This window comes from Micromonospora sp. NPDC049107, from assembly GCF_040648595.1.
GTDB lineage: Bacteria > Actinomycetota > Actinomycetes > Mycobacteriales > Micromonosporaceae > Micromonospora.
Map to the genome: position 1 here is coordinate 40,827 of NZ_JBEZEC010000003.1, position 12,828 is coordinate 53,654.

Below are 12,828 nucleotides of genomic sequence, written 5' to 3' on the forward strand. Positions count from 1 at the left end.
AAGGCGATGCGGCAGCCCTGGCGGGTGGCGGTGGTCGGCGGCGGGATCGCCGGGTTGGCCGCCGCGGTCCGCTTGCGCGACCGCGCGCCGGAGGGCGCCGAGATCACCGTGTACGAGCAGTCCGGCGCGCTCGGTGGCAAGCTGCGCACCGGCACGCTGGCCGGTGGACCGGTGGAGTTCGGCGCCGAGTCGTTCCTGATGCGCGACCCCACCGGGGCCGAGAGCGCGGCGGTGGCGCTGGCCCGCCGGCTCGGGCTGGCCGAGAAGATCGTGCACCCCACCGTCGGGCAGGCCGCGTTGGTGGTCGACGGGGGGCTGCGCCCCATCCCGGGCGGGACGCTGGTGGGCGTACCCGGGGATCTGGATCGGGTGGCGGCGGTCGCCCGGCCGGCGGCGGACGCCGACCTCGACGGCGGTCGGCCGCTGGTCGGGCCCGACGCGGACGTCTCGGTGGGCGCGCTGGTCCGCTCCCGCTTCGGTGACGAGGTGGTCGACCGGCTGGTCGACCCGATGCTCGGCGGCGTGTACGCGGGCCGCGCCGACGACCTGTCCCTGGTCACCACGATGCCGGCGCTGGCCCGCGCGGCGCGGGTGGAGCACACCCTGGTCGGCGCGGTCCGGGCCGCGCAGGCCGCCGCCCCGCGCGCACCCGGCGCCCCGGTCTTCGGCACCCTGGCCGGCGGGCTGGGCACCCTCATCGAGGCGGCGGTGACGGCCAGCGGCGCGACGATCCGACGGGACGCCGCCGTGCGCGAGGTGACCCGGACCGACAGTGGCTGGCGGCTCACCGTCGGCCCGACCCGCGATCCGCAGAGCGTCGACGTGGACGCCGTGGTGCTGGCGGTGCCGGCCCGGCCGGCGGCCCGCCTGCTCGCCGGCCCGGCCCCGCAGGCCGCGTCGGTCGTCGGCGAGCTGGACTACGCGAGCGTCGCGCTGGTCACCCTGGCGCTGCCGCAGCCGCCGCTGCCCGAGCTGTCCGGCTTCCTGGTGCCGAGCACCGAGGGGCTGCTGATCAAGGCGGCGACGTTCTTCACCACGAAGTGGGGGCACCTGCGGCGGCCGGACGGGCTGGCGCTGGTGCGCGCCTCGGTGGGCCGCTACGGCGAGGAGGCGCAGCTCCAGCGCCCGGACGCCGACCTGGCCGCGACGGTGCACCGGGAGCTGTCGGCCGTGCTCGACACCCCGCTGCCCGCCCCGGTCGACGGGCACGTGCAGCGGTGGGGCGGCGCGCTGCCGCAGTACACCCCGGGGCACGCCGACCGGGTTGCCGCCGCGCGGACGGCGCTGCGGGCCGCGCACCCCACCCTGGTCCTCGCCGGCGCCGGCTACGACGGTGTCGGCATACCGGTCTGCGTCCGCTCCGGCGAGACGGCGGCCGACGAGATCATCACAGCACTGGGAGGATCGGCGAGATGAGCGAGCAGACCAACGCGGCCCGGCTACGCGAGCTGAACGACAGCATCCGCTACACGATGTGGTCGGTGTTCCGGGCCAGCGGAACGCTGCCGTCGCTGCGGGACAACGTCACCGGTGAGGTCGAGTCCCTCTTCGACGAGCTGGCCGGCAAGGACGTGGTGATCCGGGGCGTGTACGACGTGGCCGGCCTGCGCGCCGACGCGGACGTGATGATCTGGTGGCACTCGGCGTCGAGCGACGCCCTCCAGGACGCGTACCTGCGGTTCCGGCGCACGACGCTGGGCCGGGCGCTGACCCCGGTGTGGTCGCAGATGGCGCTGCACCGGCCGGCCGAGTTCAACAAGAGCCACATCCCGGCGTTCCTGGCCGGCGAGGAGGCCCGCCCCTACCTGTGCGTCTACCCGTTCGTGCGCTCGTACGAGTGGTACCTGCTGCCCGACGCCGAGCGGCGTGAGCTGCTGGCCGAGCACGGGAAGATGGCACGCGGCTACCCGGACGTACGCGCCAACACGGTCGCCTCGTTCGCGCTTGGCGACTACGAGTGGATGCTCGCGTTCGAGGCCGACGAGCTGCACCGGATCGTCGACCTGATGCGGGACCTGCGCGCCTCCGGGGCCCGCCGGCACGTCCGCGAGGAGGTCCCGTTCTACACGGGCCGCCGCCGCTCGGTCGCCGAGATCGTCAACTGCCTGGTCTGACCCTCGCCGCCCGCCGCCCTCACCCCCGCCCGGGTGCGCCCACCCCAGCCCTGCCCCCCTGCCCCCCTGCCCCCTGCCCCCCTGCCCTGCCCTGCCCCGCCCCCTGCCCTGCCCCGCGATCTTGCACTTTCTGTCGCGACGAAAGGGGCATAGGCCGCGATCTGGCAACCGAAAGTGCAAGATCGCCGCACCGGCTGCCCGATCTCGTCGATCATGGGGTCGTGGTGCCTGGTTTGCCCGCCCGTGGGTGCTTTGTCGACCACCACAACTCCATGATCGACGCGGCGGGACGGGGGGTGACGGGGCGGCGCGGGGTGACGGGGCGGCGCGGGGGCGCGGCGGGCGCGGGGTGACGGGGGTTGTTGGTTAGTGCGAGGGGGTGGGGCGGAGGGGGCGGAGCATGATCTGTTCTCGGCGTATGCCGTCGGGCATGAGGTCACCCGGCTCGTCGGTCAAGCGGAAGCCGGCGCGGCGGTAGAGGGACTTGGCGCGCGCGTTGTCCACCCTGACGCAGAGCCGTAGCCGCTCCGCGCCGCGCTTCTGGGCCCAGTGCGCCACCTCGTTCACCAGGCGGTCGCCGACACCGCTGCCGCGAGCGTCGGGATGCACCCACATCGAGATCAGGTCCAGCGTCAGCGGGTCCGACGTGGGTACGCCGCTCGACATCCCGACCGGACGCCCGGCCAGGGCGGCCATCAGGTTGAGTGAGCCGGGGATGCTCAACCGGTCGCGCCAGCGCTGCTCGCGATCGCCGTCACCCTGCCAGTCGGCGAGCCGTGAGCCGAACGCGTCCGGCGCCTCGGCGAGGGCGGCCAGCCGTAGCTCCCGCCAGGTGGGCCAGTCGTCGGGGGTGAGCACCAAGATGTCGATCATGCGGAGATGGTGCCCGGACGGATCGCCGGGCACCACCGCATTCCCGCCGTCCGGCGCCGCGCCCCCGCCCGGGTGCGGCACCGGACGGGGATCAACTGGTCGCCGTGCAGGAGACCAGCGGAACCGGGTTGCTGCCGTTCCACGAGCCGAGCAGACCGAATGTCGTACTCGCTCCGGCAGCCAGCGTGCCGTTGTAGTTGACGTTGCGCGCGGTGACCAGCGTGCCGTTCGTGGTGACGGTGGCGCTCCACGACGAGGCGACCTGCTGGCCGTTGTTGTAGTTCCAGCTCACCGACCAGCCCTTGGTGGGTGAGCCACCGGCGGTGACCTTCACCTCGGCCTGGAAGCCGCCGGACCACTGCCCGGTGATCTGGTACGTCGCCGTGCAGGCCCCGGCCGGCGGCGGGGTGCTCGGCGGGGGAGTCGTCGGCGGGGGCGTGGTGGGCGGCGGAGTCGTCGGCGGGGGCGTGGTGGGCGGCGGAGTCGTCGGCGGCGGTGTGGTGGGCGGCGGGGTGCTGGTGCCGCCACCGAAGTCCACGTCACTGCACAGGTAGTACGACTGGTCCAGGTGGCTCGCCTGCCAGATGGTGTAGACGATGTGCCGCCCGGTCCGTCCCGGTGCGCTCACCGGGATCTGGATGGAGACGCCGCCGGTGTCCTTGTCCCACTGCGACGCCGGGGTGTTGCCGATCTGACCGGCCAACTCCAGGTCGTTCCAGCCCAGCGGCTGGGTGGCCGAGTTGAAGCCCTGCTTCGTCACGTACACCCGGATGTAGTCGGCGCCGTGGCTGGCCTGATCGAAGAAGCGCAGCCGGAAGTTGTTCGCCACCGAGGTGGTCTTCCAGGCGCCGACCGTGTCCATGGCGTTGTAGCGGCCGTTCTGGGTCCGTCCGCCGCTGCACAGTTGGCCGTTCGGGATCGCGCCCTGGTGGTTGCCGGCCACACCCTCCCGGAACAGGCCGTTCCAGTTCCACATGGCCTGCGGGTCGGCCTGCCAGGCCTGCCAGCACATCGGGTCCTCGGTGGCCATGCGCGGGTTCTGGAAGTCACCACCCCAGCGCTGCCAGCAGCTGTAGTTACGCGAGGGTGGGTCGACGACCGAGCCGTGCGCGGAGGCGGATGGGACCAGCGAGACGCTCAGCGCCGTGGTCAGCAGGAGCGTGGCGGCTGCCGCGATGGCGAGCGGCCGGAGCACGCGTGGTGTTCGGGCGATTGTGGACATGGAGCCCCCGGGGGGATGAGGTCGGACGACGACACCCGGACTGCCGGGAGTTGCCCGCTCCCGTGCCTACTCGCTGGCTCCCGCGATGGCTCTATCCGGCACGATGCCAGTTTGATCGTCAGACGTCAATGGCTGCCGGTCGCGCGTCTCGGCGCATCGGGGTGTGCGGGATGCCGTCCTCGACGTACTCCGGGCCGCTGACCGTGAAGCCGTGTCGGGCGTAGAACGCGACCAGGTGCGACTGGGCCTCCAGCACGCATGGCTGGTCGCCGACCAGGTCGAGCGCCGCCGCCATCAGCCGGCCGGCGTGCCCGCCACCACGGGCCGCCGGGGCCACCACCACCCGGCCGATCCGGGCGACGCCGTCCGGGTCGGCCAGGATCCGCAGGTACGCCATCAGAGCGTCGCCGTCGGTCAGCCAGACGTGTCGGGTACCCGGCTCGACGTCACGCCCGTCGAGTTCCGGGTACGGGCAGTTCTGCTCCACCACGAACACATCGATGCGCAGCTTGAGCAGGTCGTGAAGGGTGCGGGCGTCCAGGTCGGCGAAGAGCGCGGTTCGGATCTCGGTGGTCTGCTGGGGCATCCACCGATGGTAGGTCGGGCTGGTTCACCCGATGTTCGCGCGCTCGGGTGCGAGGTAGGTGGCGGCCACGGCGGTGAGCAGCAGAACACCGCCGACGATCACCGGCCGGGGGAGCGGTTCGTGCAGCAGCGCCACCGACAGGGCGGCGGCGGTGAGCGGTTCGAGCAGGGTCAGCACGGCCGCGACGCTGCCCGGCGTGGTGCGCAGCCCGGCGTAGAACAACGCGTACGCAACCGCGGTGGTGACCACGCCGAGGTGCAGCAGCAGTGCCACGGTGTCGAGGCGTACCGGCACGCTGACCCCGGCGACCAGGGCGAACGGCGCCAGGGTCAGCGCACCGACCACGGTGGAGATGGTGGTGAGTGTCATCGGCGCGGCGCGCTGCGACACCTGGCGGCTGATCAGGGTGGTCACCGCGTACCCGAGGCCGGAGCCGGCCGCCGCGAGCAGGCCGAGCAGCGGGGCGGGCGCCGCCGTGCCGGGCTGCTCGGTGGCGGCGGTGATCAGGACGAGGCCGGCCACCGCCGCGACGAGCGTGCCGAGTCGCAGCGGCCCGGGGAGCCGACGGGCGCGCGCCGACTCCCAGGCCGCGGCGAGCACCGGGGCCAGGCCCAGACTGACGATGGTGGCCACGCTGACTCCGGCCAGCGCCACGGCGGCGAAGTAGAGCGCCTGGTAGACGCCGAGGCCGACGCCGGTGAGCAGCAGCGGTACGGGTGCGACGCGCAGGGTGGCCGCGATCGTGCGGAGCCGGCCGGCGGCGCACGCCAGCAGCACGAGCGCGGCGATGGCGAGGCGGTGAAAGCCGATGCTCACCGGGCTGAGCCCGGTGCCCTCGCGCAGGAGTTGCACCGCCACGCCGGTGGTGCCCCACAGCACGCCGGTGACGGTGATCTGGAGCAGGCCGCTGCGGGCGGCCGAGGCGGCCGGCAACAGGGTGCGGGTGGTGGACACGGGAGCGCTCCGAAGGGTGAGCCGTTGACGGGACGACGTCGACGGAGCGCGTACGACAGAGTGGCCGAGCGGGGTCAGGTCACCCGGTCGGCGAGAGGCGCGGCGCTCCGCTCAGGAGCGCGGCGGGGGCAGGACGCCCAGGAATGGCCGCATGGCGACGACCGTACCCCAGCTTGGCGGTCCGGTTGGCCCACGGCCGGGCCGACCCGATCAGGCCGACCCGGGTCAGGCCGGGCGCGCGCCGACGGCGTCGCGGATCTCGGCGCCCTCGGCGCCCTCGACCGCTCGGGCGCAGTGCCCGCAGCAGAAGAATCGCCCGTTGACCTCGACGCCGTGTCCGACGATCTTGACCTGGCAGTGTTCGCAGATGGGCGCCATGCGGTGGATCGCGCACTCGAAGGAGTCGAAGGTGTGCACGTCACCGCTGACGGTGTGCACCTCGAACGCCATCCAGTAGTCGTTGCCGCAGACCTCGCACGTTGCCACAGGAACCCCCCGTATCAGGACATGTGTTACCACACTGCCTCAGGGTGGGGCGGCGACGGGCGAATTACCGCCAGCCGGCCTCGCCGGATGGCGTGTCGGCGTCGGCGTGTCCTGCGTTAGGCCAGGTGAACCGCCGTGACCCCCGGAGGATCACCATGATCAAGCGCAACAAGCTCTTCGGCAGCCAGACCCGGGTGACCTTCTGCCTCCCGCGAGACGCGCCACCCGGTCCGGTGAGCGTCGTGGGCTCGTTCAACGGCTGGGAGCCCGGTCGGCACGAGCTGGTGGCGCGGCGCGACGGCACCCGCACGGTGACCGTGAAGCTCGGTCCGGGGGAGTACCGCTTCCGCTACCTCGCCACCGGCGGCGTCTGGCTCGACGACGAGAGCGCCGACGGCGTCGACGACAACGGCAGCCTGCTGCGACTGTGAGAGGTCAACTCGTCACCATCGATGTATTTATCGATGACGCTCTTTACTGTTAATAAAGTTTAAATTACCTTGGGGGCACCTCACCGCACCTGCCGAAGGAGCTGCCCCCATGCGCCGAAGAATCACCGTCCCGCTGGTGGCGGCGGGCGCTGTCGCCGCCACCCTCACCGTCGCCGCGCCAGCCCAGGCGCACGGCTACGTCTCCGCCCCGCCCAGCCGGCAGGCGCTCTGCGCGCAGGGCAAGGTGCCCGACTGCGGGCAGATCAAGTACGAGCCGCAGAGCGTCGAAGGGCCCAAGGGCCTCAAGAGCTGCAACGCCGGCATCACCCAGTTCGCCGTCCTCAACGACGACAGCCGGGGCTGGCCGGCCACGTCGGTCGGTAGCTCGCTGACCTTCACCTGGTTCAACACGGCCCGGCACGCCACCAGCAACTGGGAGTACTGGATCGGCAACACCCGCGTCGGCGTGGTCAACGGCAACGGGCAGCAGCCCGGCGCGACGGTCTCGCACACCGTCAACCTGGGCGGTTTCTCCGGGCGGCAGAAGATCCTCGCCGTGTGGAACATCTCCGACACCGCGAACGCCTTCTACTCCTGCATCGACGTGCAGATCGGTGGCGGCGGGTCGACCCCCACCCCGACGCCGACCACCTCACCCACGCCGCGACCGACGACCAGCCCCACCGCCGCGCCGACGACCCCGCCCCCGGCGGGCGGCAGTTGGACGGCCGGCCGGGCTTACCAGGTCGGCGACCAGGTCACCTACGGCGGCCGGACGTACCGCTGCCGGCAGGCGCACACCGCGATCGCCGGCTGGGAGCCGCCGAACGTACCGGCGCTCTGGCAACAGGTCTGACCGCGCGGGTGCGGTCCCGGCCGCACCCGCGTCGCCACCCCCACCCGATCGGAGCCCCGGCATGCCCCGCGCAACCCACCTGGCGTGGTTGGTCGCCGCGTCGCTGCTCGCCGGCTGCGCCGGGCCGTCCCCGCGCCCGCCGGCTCCCGCGTCCCCGGTGGTGGCCGACTCCGCGCCGGCCGCCGCCGAGCTGAGCGGCATCGACGTGGTGTTCCTGAGCACCATGGCCGGGCACAGCGAGCGCACCCTCCAGATCGTCCGGCTCGCCCGGGACCGGCTACGCGACGACGCGCTGAAGACACTGGCCGCCGCCATCGAGGTGACCGAGGCCGACGAGCTGTCGACCATGCGCGGCTGGCTGCCGACAACCGGACCGGGCGTCAGCGCCGCCGCCGGGCACGACCACGCCGGGCACGGCGACGACGCGGCGCTCGACCGGCTGCGGGCCGCGTCGGACTCCGACGTCGACCGGGTGCTGCGCGAGGTCCTCGCCGACCACCAGCGAGCCGCCGCCGACCTGGCCCGGGCCCAGGTCGGCGTCGGCCGCGACGAGCGGGTCCGCGACCTGGCCCGGCGGATCGAACAGTCCCGGTCCGCCGAGGTCCAGCTGCTCAGCGGGTACGACGATCAGGTCAGCGGGGTTCCAGGCGCACCGAGATCGAGTTGACGCAGTGCCGGGTGTCCTTCGGCGTGAAACCCTCGCCGTGGAACACGTGCCCGAGGTGACTGTCGCAGCGGGCGCAGCGGATCTCCGTACGGGCCATGCCGAGGCTGCGATCCTCGATCTCCTTGACCCGGCCCGGGATGGCGTCGTCGAAGCTCGGCCACCCGCAGTGCGAGTCGAACTTCGTGTCACTGGAGAAGAGTTCCAGACCGCAGGCCCGGCAGTGGTAGACGCCCGACGTCTTGGTGTCCACGTACTCGCCGGTCCACGGACGTTCCGTTCCGTGCTCCCGCAGGACGTGGAACTCCTCCGGGGTCAGGCGGACGCGCCACTCGTCCTCGGTCTTGGGCAGGTTGTTGTCGTCAAGACTCACCCGTCAACGGTACGTCGAACGTCGGGGGCGTGGCATAAGGTCGCGGGATGGGTGGCACCAAGGCAGTCGCCGAGGTCGAGGTGGCCGGGCACACCGTACGACTCAGCAGCCCCGACCGGGTGATCTTCCCCCAGCGGGGCTTCACCAAGGCGGACGTCTTCCACTACTACCTCGCCGTCGGCGACGGGATCATGCGCGCCCTGCGGGACCGGCCCACCACGCTGCAACGCTTCCCCGAGGGCGTCGAGGGTGAGGCGTTCTTCCAGAAGCGGGTGCCCACCCGGGGCGTGCCGCCCTGGATCACCACCGCCGACATCACCTTTCCGAGCGGTCGCGGCGCGGCCGAGCTGTGCCCGGCCGACCTGGCCCACGTGGCCTGGGCGGCGCAGATGGGCACGATCGTGTTCCACCCGTGGCCGGTGCGCGCCGCCGACACCGACCGCCCCGACGAACTGCGCATCGACCTCGACCCGCAGCCCGGCACCGACTTCGCCGACGCCGGCCGGGCCGCCGCCGAGGTGCGCGCTGTCCTCGACGAGCTGGGCGCGATCGGCTGGCCGAAGACCTCCGGCGGGCGCGGCGTTCACGTCTACCTGCGCATCCAACCCCGCTGGACGTTCACCGAGGTCCGTCGCGCCACCATCGCCCTGGCCCGTGAGGTCGAACGCCGCAACCCCGACCTGGTGACCACCGCCTGGTGGAAGGAGGAGCGCGGCAGTCGGGTCTTCGTCGACTACAACCAGATGGCCCGGGACCGGACGATCGCCTGCGCGTACTCGCTGCGCGCCAACGCCCGGGCCACCGTCTCCACTCCGGTCACCTGGGACGAGCTGCCCGACGTCGACCCGGACGACTTCGACCTGCGGACCGTGCCGGCCCGGCTCGCCGAGCGCGGCGACCCGCACGCCGGCATCGACGACGCCCCGTGGGACATCACGCCCCTGCTGGAGTGGGCCGACCGCGACGCCGCCGCCGGCCAGGGCGACCTGCCGTACCCGCCGGACCACCCGAAGATGCCCGGCGAACCCAAGCGGGTGCAGCCCAGCCGCGCCAAGCGCACGCCATAGCGCCGTCTCACTCGGGCGGCCGAGCCGTCCACGCCACAAACCTGTCGAACAGCTCCCGAGGGTCGGGTACCGCGTCCGGGTTCAGCTTGAGCAGGTCGGCCGTCGCCTCGAACAACTGGCTCGCCAGGTAGACCGACAACCCCACCCGATCCCGCCGGTACTGCATCGTCAGCAGCAGTCGGGCCGGCGGGCCGGCCAGGCGGCCGCGCAGACGCGGCACAACCACAGCGGGCGCATCGGCGTGTGCGGGCGGATCGCTCTCCGCTGGGCGTACGGGACCGGCGGCTCGTTCGGCGAAGGCATACCTCCTACGGTGACCGGTAAGTTGACCAGGGTCAAGGAGTCGGGTCAACTGATTACCGTCCGCCATATGGATCTGGTGGGCGCTGCGGAGATTCGCGCGATGCTTGGCGGCATCAGCAAGCAGCGCGTTTACGTGATCACCAGCCACCGGAACTTCCCGGAGCCGGTGGCTGATCTGGTGCAGGGCAAGGTCTGGCGCAAGTCGGACGTGGTGGCCTGGATTCGAGAGCACCGTCCGGAGTTGGCCGAGGGCTGACCGCGCCCGAACGGTTGGTTCGCAGTGCTCGGCGTGGCCGATTCTTGTCGTACACCTGTTCTAGAATTTGCCTGGGCTCGATGAGCTGGCACAGGCGGACCGGGCGGTGGCGGCGTGCGCCGACACCGCCGTCTGGGCCCTCGCTGACCACGATCTGATCGCGGCGCTCGACGCCAGCCACCGGCTGACGCAGCGTCTGGCGGCGGTGCAGTTGGCGGCGATCCGTGAGTTGGACGGTCGGGGCACGGCTGTCGCGCAGGGGCGTCCTCGACGGCGGTGTGGCTGCGTGAGCGGCTGCGACTCGACGTCGGCGCCGCGCGCCGGCTGGTCGCCCTCGCGGCCTCGGTCGACGTCGCGCCGCCAGGTGTGCGCCAGGCACTGGCGGACGGCACGGTCAGCGTGGAGCAGGCCCGGGTCATCGCCGACACGGCCGCCACGGTGTCAGCCGTGGCGGGCGCGGAGGTGGCCGACAAGGCGGTCGGGGTGCTCGTCGAGTGGGCAGGGCAGTTCGATCCGACGCTGCTGCGGCGGATGGGCACCCGGATCCTCGATCACGTCGCTCCCGGTCTTGCCGACGCCGCCGACGCGGCAGCCCTGGCCGCCGAGGACGCCCGGGCGGCCCTCGACCGGCACGTCACCGTCTCCGAGCAGACCGGCGGACGGCTCCGGCTCAGCGGCATCCTCGACGCCGAGGCCGCCGCGCTGCTCCGCGCCGCCATCGACCCGCTGAGCGCGCCCGCCGGGCCGGACGACAACCGCTGCGCTGGTCAGCGTCGCCACGATGCCCTCGCGGACGTGTGCCGGCTGGCGCTGCGTACCGGTGAGCTGCCCGAGACCGGTGGTGACCCCGCGCAGCTCGTCGTCACCACCAGCTTCGACGGGCTGACCCGGCAGTTGGGCGCGGGCACGCTCGACGTTGGCCTGCGGCTCACCCCCGACACGGTGCGCCGGCTCGCCTGCGACGCCGCCATCCTGCCGGCCGTGCTCGGCCGCGGCGGTCAGGTCCTCGATGTCGGCCGGCAACGACGACTCGTCACCGGGCCGCTGCGCCGGGCACTGGTGCTGCGCGACGGGGGCTGCGCGTTCCCGGGCTGCGACCGGCCGCCGCGCTGGTGCGCCGCCCACCACATCCGCCACTGGGCCGACGGCGGGCCGACCAGCCTCGACAACGCCGTCCTGCTCTGCGGCCACCACCACCGGCACGTCCACCAGACCGACTGGGTGGTGCGACTCGGCGACGACGGCCACCCGGAGTTCGTGCCGCCGGCCTGGCTCGACCCCGACCAGCTCCCACGCCGCAACGAATTCCACCGCCGCACATAGTCCGCAGGGTGGCATCCGCACCGGCCGAGCCAGTTGACATTGTCGATACCCTGCAAGGCGCTGGTCGGGGGAGAGGTGGCTGATGCTCACGGATGTCACGTCGGTACGGGTGCTCGCCTACTTCCCGTGTCAGCTCTCCGCGCCGGCCCCGGCCGAGGGTGACGTGCCCACGGGGTGGAGCGTCACCGACGGCCTCGACGACCTGGCGTTGCAGCCCTACGGTCAACGGCTCCTCGACGACCTGCTCGGCAGCATGCCCCGGCCCACGATGGAGATCAGCGGTGGCGCGGAGGTCCTGCGGACCGCCGGGCAGGAGATCGATCCCGCGCTGTCGCCCACCACGGAATCCGGCGCGTGGCAGGTGGTCTCGGCCCGGATCAGCCTCTGGAACGTCGACTGTGGCCTGGTCTGCGTCACCTACCAACTGCCGGACGGCATCGTCAGCGGCGTCGGCGACGTGGTTGCCGAGGTCGCCCCGCCGGTGCAGCGGATGCTGCCCGCGGTGACGCGGCTCCTGCGTGCCGTCCTGCCGGCGCCGGCCGGTACCGACGAGGTGTTCGTCCTTTGGGCCAACACCACCTTCGCCGTCCGGGTCGATCCGGACTGCGATCCGGCACGCCGACGGGCCATCGCCGAGCGGTTCAGCCCGGACGGCGTGGACTGCACGCCCGACGGCATCTCCGATGGCGTGTTGCGGGTCGGCTCGCACACCACGGCCGTGGTCAGTGACTTCGGGTCGCGCCCGGCCCTGCTGTTGGCCCGGCTGACCGGGGTGCATCACGTCTGCTGGGCGGCGGCCCTGCGCTACGACGCGGTGCTCTCGGCGGAGCTGTCCCAGATTGACCCCGGGCGTGGCGGCCTGTCCATGAGCGCTCTGGAAGACCAGGCCAAGCGCATTCTCGGCGGCTACCACCGCATCCGCCTGTTCCGGCTCGGCTATTCGTCGGTGGAGGCGCACCTCGACGCGGCCGGCGGCACCGTGTGGAACGCGCTGGAGCAGCAGTGGAAGTTCCGGCTCGTCCTCACCACGCTGGACGAGCGGCTCGACTTCGTCCGGACGCTGCACCAGCAACTGGTCGGCCGCCTCCAGGACCGCCGGTCCCGCCTCCTCAACGAACTGGTGCTGGCCTTCACCTTCCTGAACATCTTCGCCATCGTGCTCGCCGCCCTGACTTTCGTCGCGCTGCCGAGCCTCGACGTCGGGCTCCTGGCCTCGGCGATCGGAGTGGTGATGCTGCTGGCGAACCTGACCGCGTACCTCGCGTTCCGTCGCCAGATGAACGACCCGGGTCGGGCCTCCGGCGCGTGACCGGCGGTCGA

At 72.6% G+C, this 12,828-nt stretch carries 14 protein-coding genes and 2 pseudogenes; 9 read left to right on the plus strand and 7 right to left on the minus strand.

Translation table 11 applies throughout. The features are described 5' to 3' along the window. Positions 1-6 precede the first annotated feature (6 nt). Positions 7-1,416, plus strand: coding sequence for a protoporphyrinogen oxidase (gene hemG / locus AB0B55_RS08400; RefSeq protein ID WP_357122792.1), 1,410 nt, complete (start codon positions 7-9; stop codon positions 1,414-1,416). Next, positions 1,413-2,114: a hydrogen peroxide-dependent heme synthase gene (gene hemQ / locus AB0B55_RS08405; protein ID WP_357122795.1), complete on the plus strand. Its 702-nt coding sequence runs from the start codon at positions 1,413-1,415 to the stop codon at positions 2,112-2,114. Before hemG ends, hemQ begins: the two co-directional genes overlap by 4 nt. Before the next feature lie 366 nt (positions 2,115-2,480). On the opposite strand, the gene AB0B55_RS08410 is transcribed toward hemQ, so the two are convergent. From AB0B55_RS08410 to AB0B55_RS08430, 5 genes are all read right to left on the minus strand, one after another. Continuing rightward, positions 2,481-2,987: a GNAT family N-acetyltransferase gene (locus AB0B55_RS08410; RefSeq protein WP_357171270.1), complete on the minus strand. Its 507-nt coding sequence runs from the start codon at positions 2,985-2,987 to the stop codon at positions 2,481-2,483. 91 nt (positions 2,988-3,078) lie between these two features. After that, entirely contained in the window at positions 3,079-4,209 is a 1,131-nt protein-coding gene (locus AB0B55_RS08415; RefSeq protein ID WP_357122801.1) for a lytic polysaccharide monooxygenase, read from the minus strand. 118 nt (positions 4,210-4,327) lie between these two features. After that, on the minus strand, positions 4,328-4,795 hold the full coding sequence (locus tag AB0B55_RS08420; protein ID WP_357122804.1) for a GNAT family N-acetyltransferase: 468 nt from the start codon (positions 4,793-4,795) through the stop codon (positions 4,328-4,330). A gap of 24 nt (positions 4,796-4,819) precedes the next feature. Further along, positions 4,820-5,749 carry a DMT family transporter gene (locus tag AB0B55_RS08425; protein ID WP_357122807.1) on the minus strand — a complete coding sequence of 310 codons (930 nt, stop codon included), beginning with the start codon at positions 5,747-5,749 and terminating at the stop codon, positions 4,820-4,822. Between the two features lie 225 nt (positions 5,750-5,974). Then, positions 5,975-6,235 carry a Prokaryotic metallothionein gene (locus AB0B55_RS08430; RefSeq protein WP_355051720.1) on the minus strand — a complete coding sequence of 87 codons (261 nt, stop codon included), beginning with the start codon at positions 6,233-6,235 and terminating at the stop codon, positions 5,975-5,977. 155 nt (positions 6,236-6,390) lie between these two features. Between AB0B55_RS08430 and AB0B55_RS08435 the strand changes: the two genes are divergently transcribed. The 3 genes from AB0B55_RS08435 (at position 6,391) to AB0B55_RS08445 (ending at position 8,189) form a co-directional block, all read left to right on the plus strand. Continuing rightward, positions 6,391-6,666: an isoamylase early set domain-containing protein gene (locus AB0B55_RS08435; RefSeq protein ID WP_357122810.1), complete on the plus strand. Its 276-nt coding sequence runs from the start codon at positions 6,391-6,393 to the stop codon at positions 6,664-6,666. A 109-nt stretch (positions 6,667-6,775) separates the two neighbouring features. Next, positions 6,776-7,522: a lytic polysaccharide monooxygenase gene (locus tag AB0B55_RS08440; protein ID WP_357122813.1), complete on the plus strand. Its 747-nt coding sequence runs from the start codon at positions 6,776-6,778 to the stop codon at positions 7,520-7,522. A 61-nt stretch (positions 7,523-7,583) separates the two neighbouring features. Then, complete coding sequence (locus AB0B55_RS08445) at positions 7,584-8,189, plus strand: DUF305 domain-containing protein (protein WP_357122816.1); 606 nt, start codon at positions 7,584-7,586, stop codon at positions 8,187-8,189. On the opposite strand, the gene msrB is transcribed toward AB0B55_RS08445, so the two are convergent. Further along, positions 8,155-8,559, minus strand: coding sequence for a peptide-methionine (R)-S-oxide reductase MsrB (msrB, locus tag AB0B55_RS08450; protein WP_355051724.1), 405 nt, complete (start codon positions 8,557-8,559; stop codon positions 8,155-8,157). The two genes, AB0B55_RS08445 and msrB, sit on opposite strands and share 35 nt — an antisense overlap. A 47-nt stretch (positions 8,560-8,606) precedes the next feature. On the opposite strand from msrB, the gene ligD reads away from it, so the two are divergent. After that, positions 8,607-9,626 carry a non-homologous end-joining DNA ligase gene (ligD, locus tag AB0B55_RS08455; protein ID WP_357122819.1) on the plus strand — a complete coding sequence of 340 codons (1,020 nt, stop codon included), beginning with the start codon at positions 8,607-8,609 and terminating at the stop codon, positions 9,624-9,626. 7 nt (positions 9,627-9,633) lie between these two features. Here ligD and AB0B55_RS08460 read toward each other — a convergent pair. After that, a pseudogene (locus tag AB0B55_RS08460) lies at positions 9,634-9,929 on the minus strand (hypothetical protein). Between the two features lie 67 nt (positions 9,930-9,996). Between AB0B55_RS08460 and AB0B55_RS08465 the strand changes: the two are divergent. From AB0B55_RS08465 to AB0B55_RS08475, 3 genes and pseudogenes are all read left to right on the plus strand, one after another. After that, positions 9,997-10,185 (plus strand): hypothetical protein, encoded by a 189-nt coding sequence (locus tag AB0B55_RS08465; protein ID WP_357122822.1) that lies wholly within the window; start codon positions 9,997-9,999, stop codon positions 10,183-10,185. 67 nt (positions 10,186-10,252) lie between these two features. Continuing rightward, positions 10,253-11,508, plus strand: a pseudogene (locus tag AB0B55_RS08470) (DUF222 domain-containing protein). 82 nt (positions 11,509-11,590) lie between these two features. After that, positions 11,591-12,817 carry a hypothetical protein gene (locus AB0B55_RS08475; protein WP_357171272.1) on the plus strand — a complete coding sequence of 409 codons (1,227 nt, stop codon included), beginning with the start codon at positions 11,591-11,593 and terminating at the stop codon, positions 12,815-12,817. The last annotated feature ends 11 nt before the right edge of the window (positions 12,818-12,828 follow it).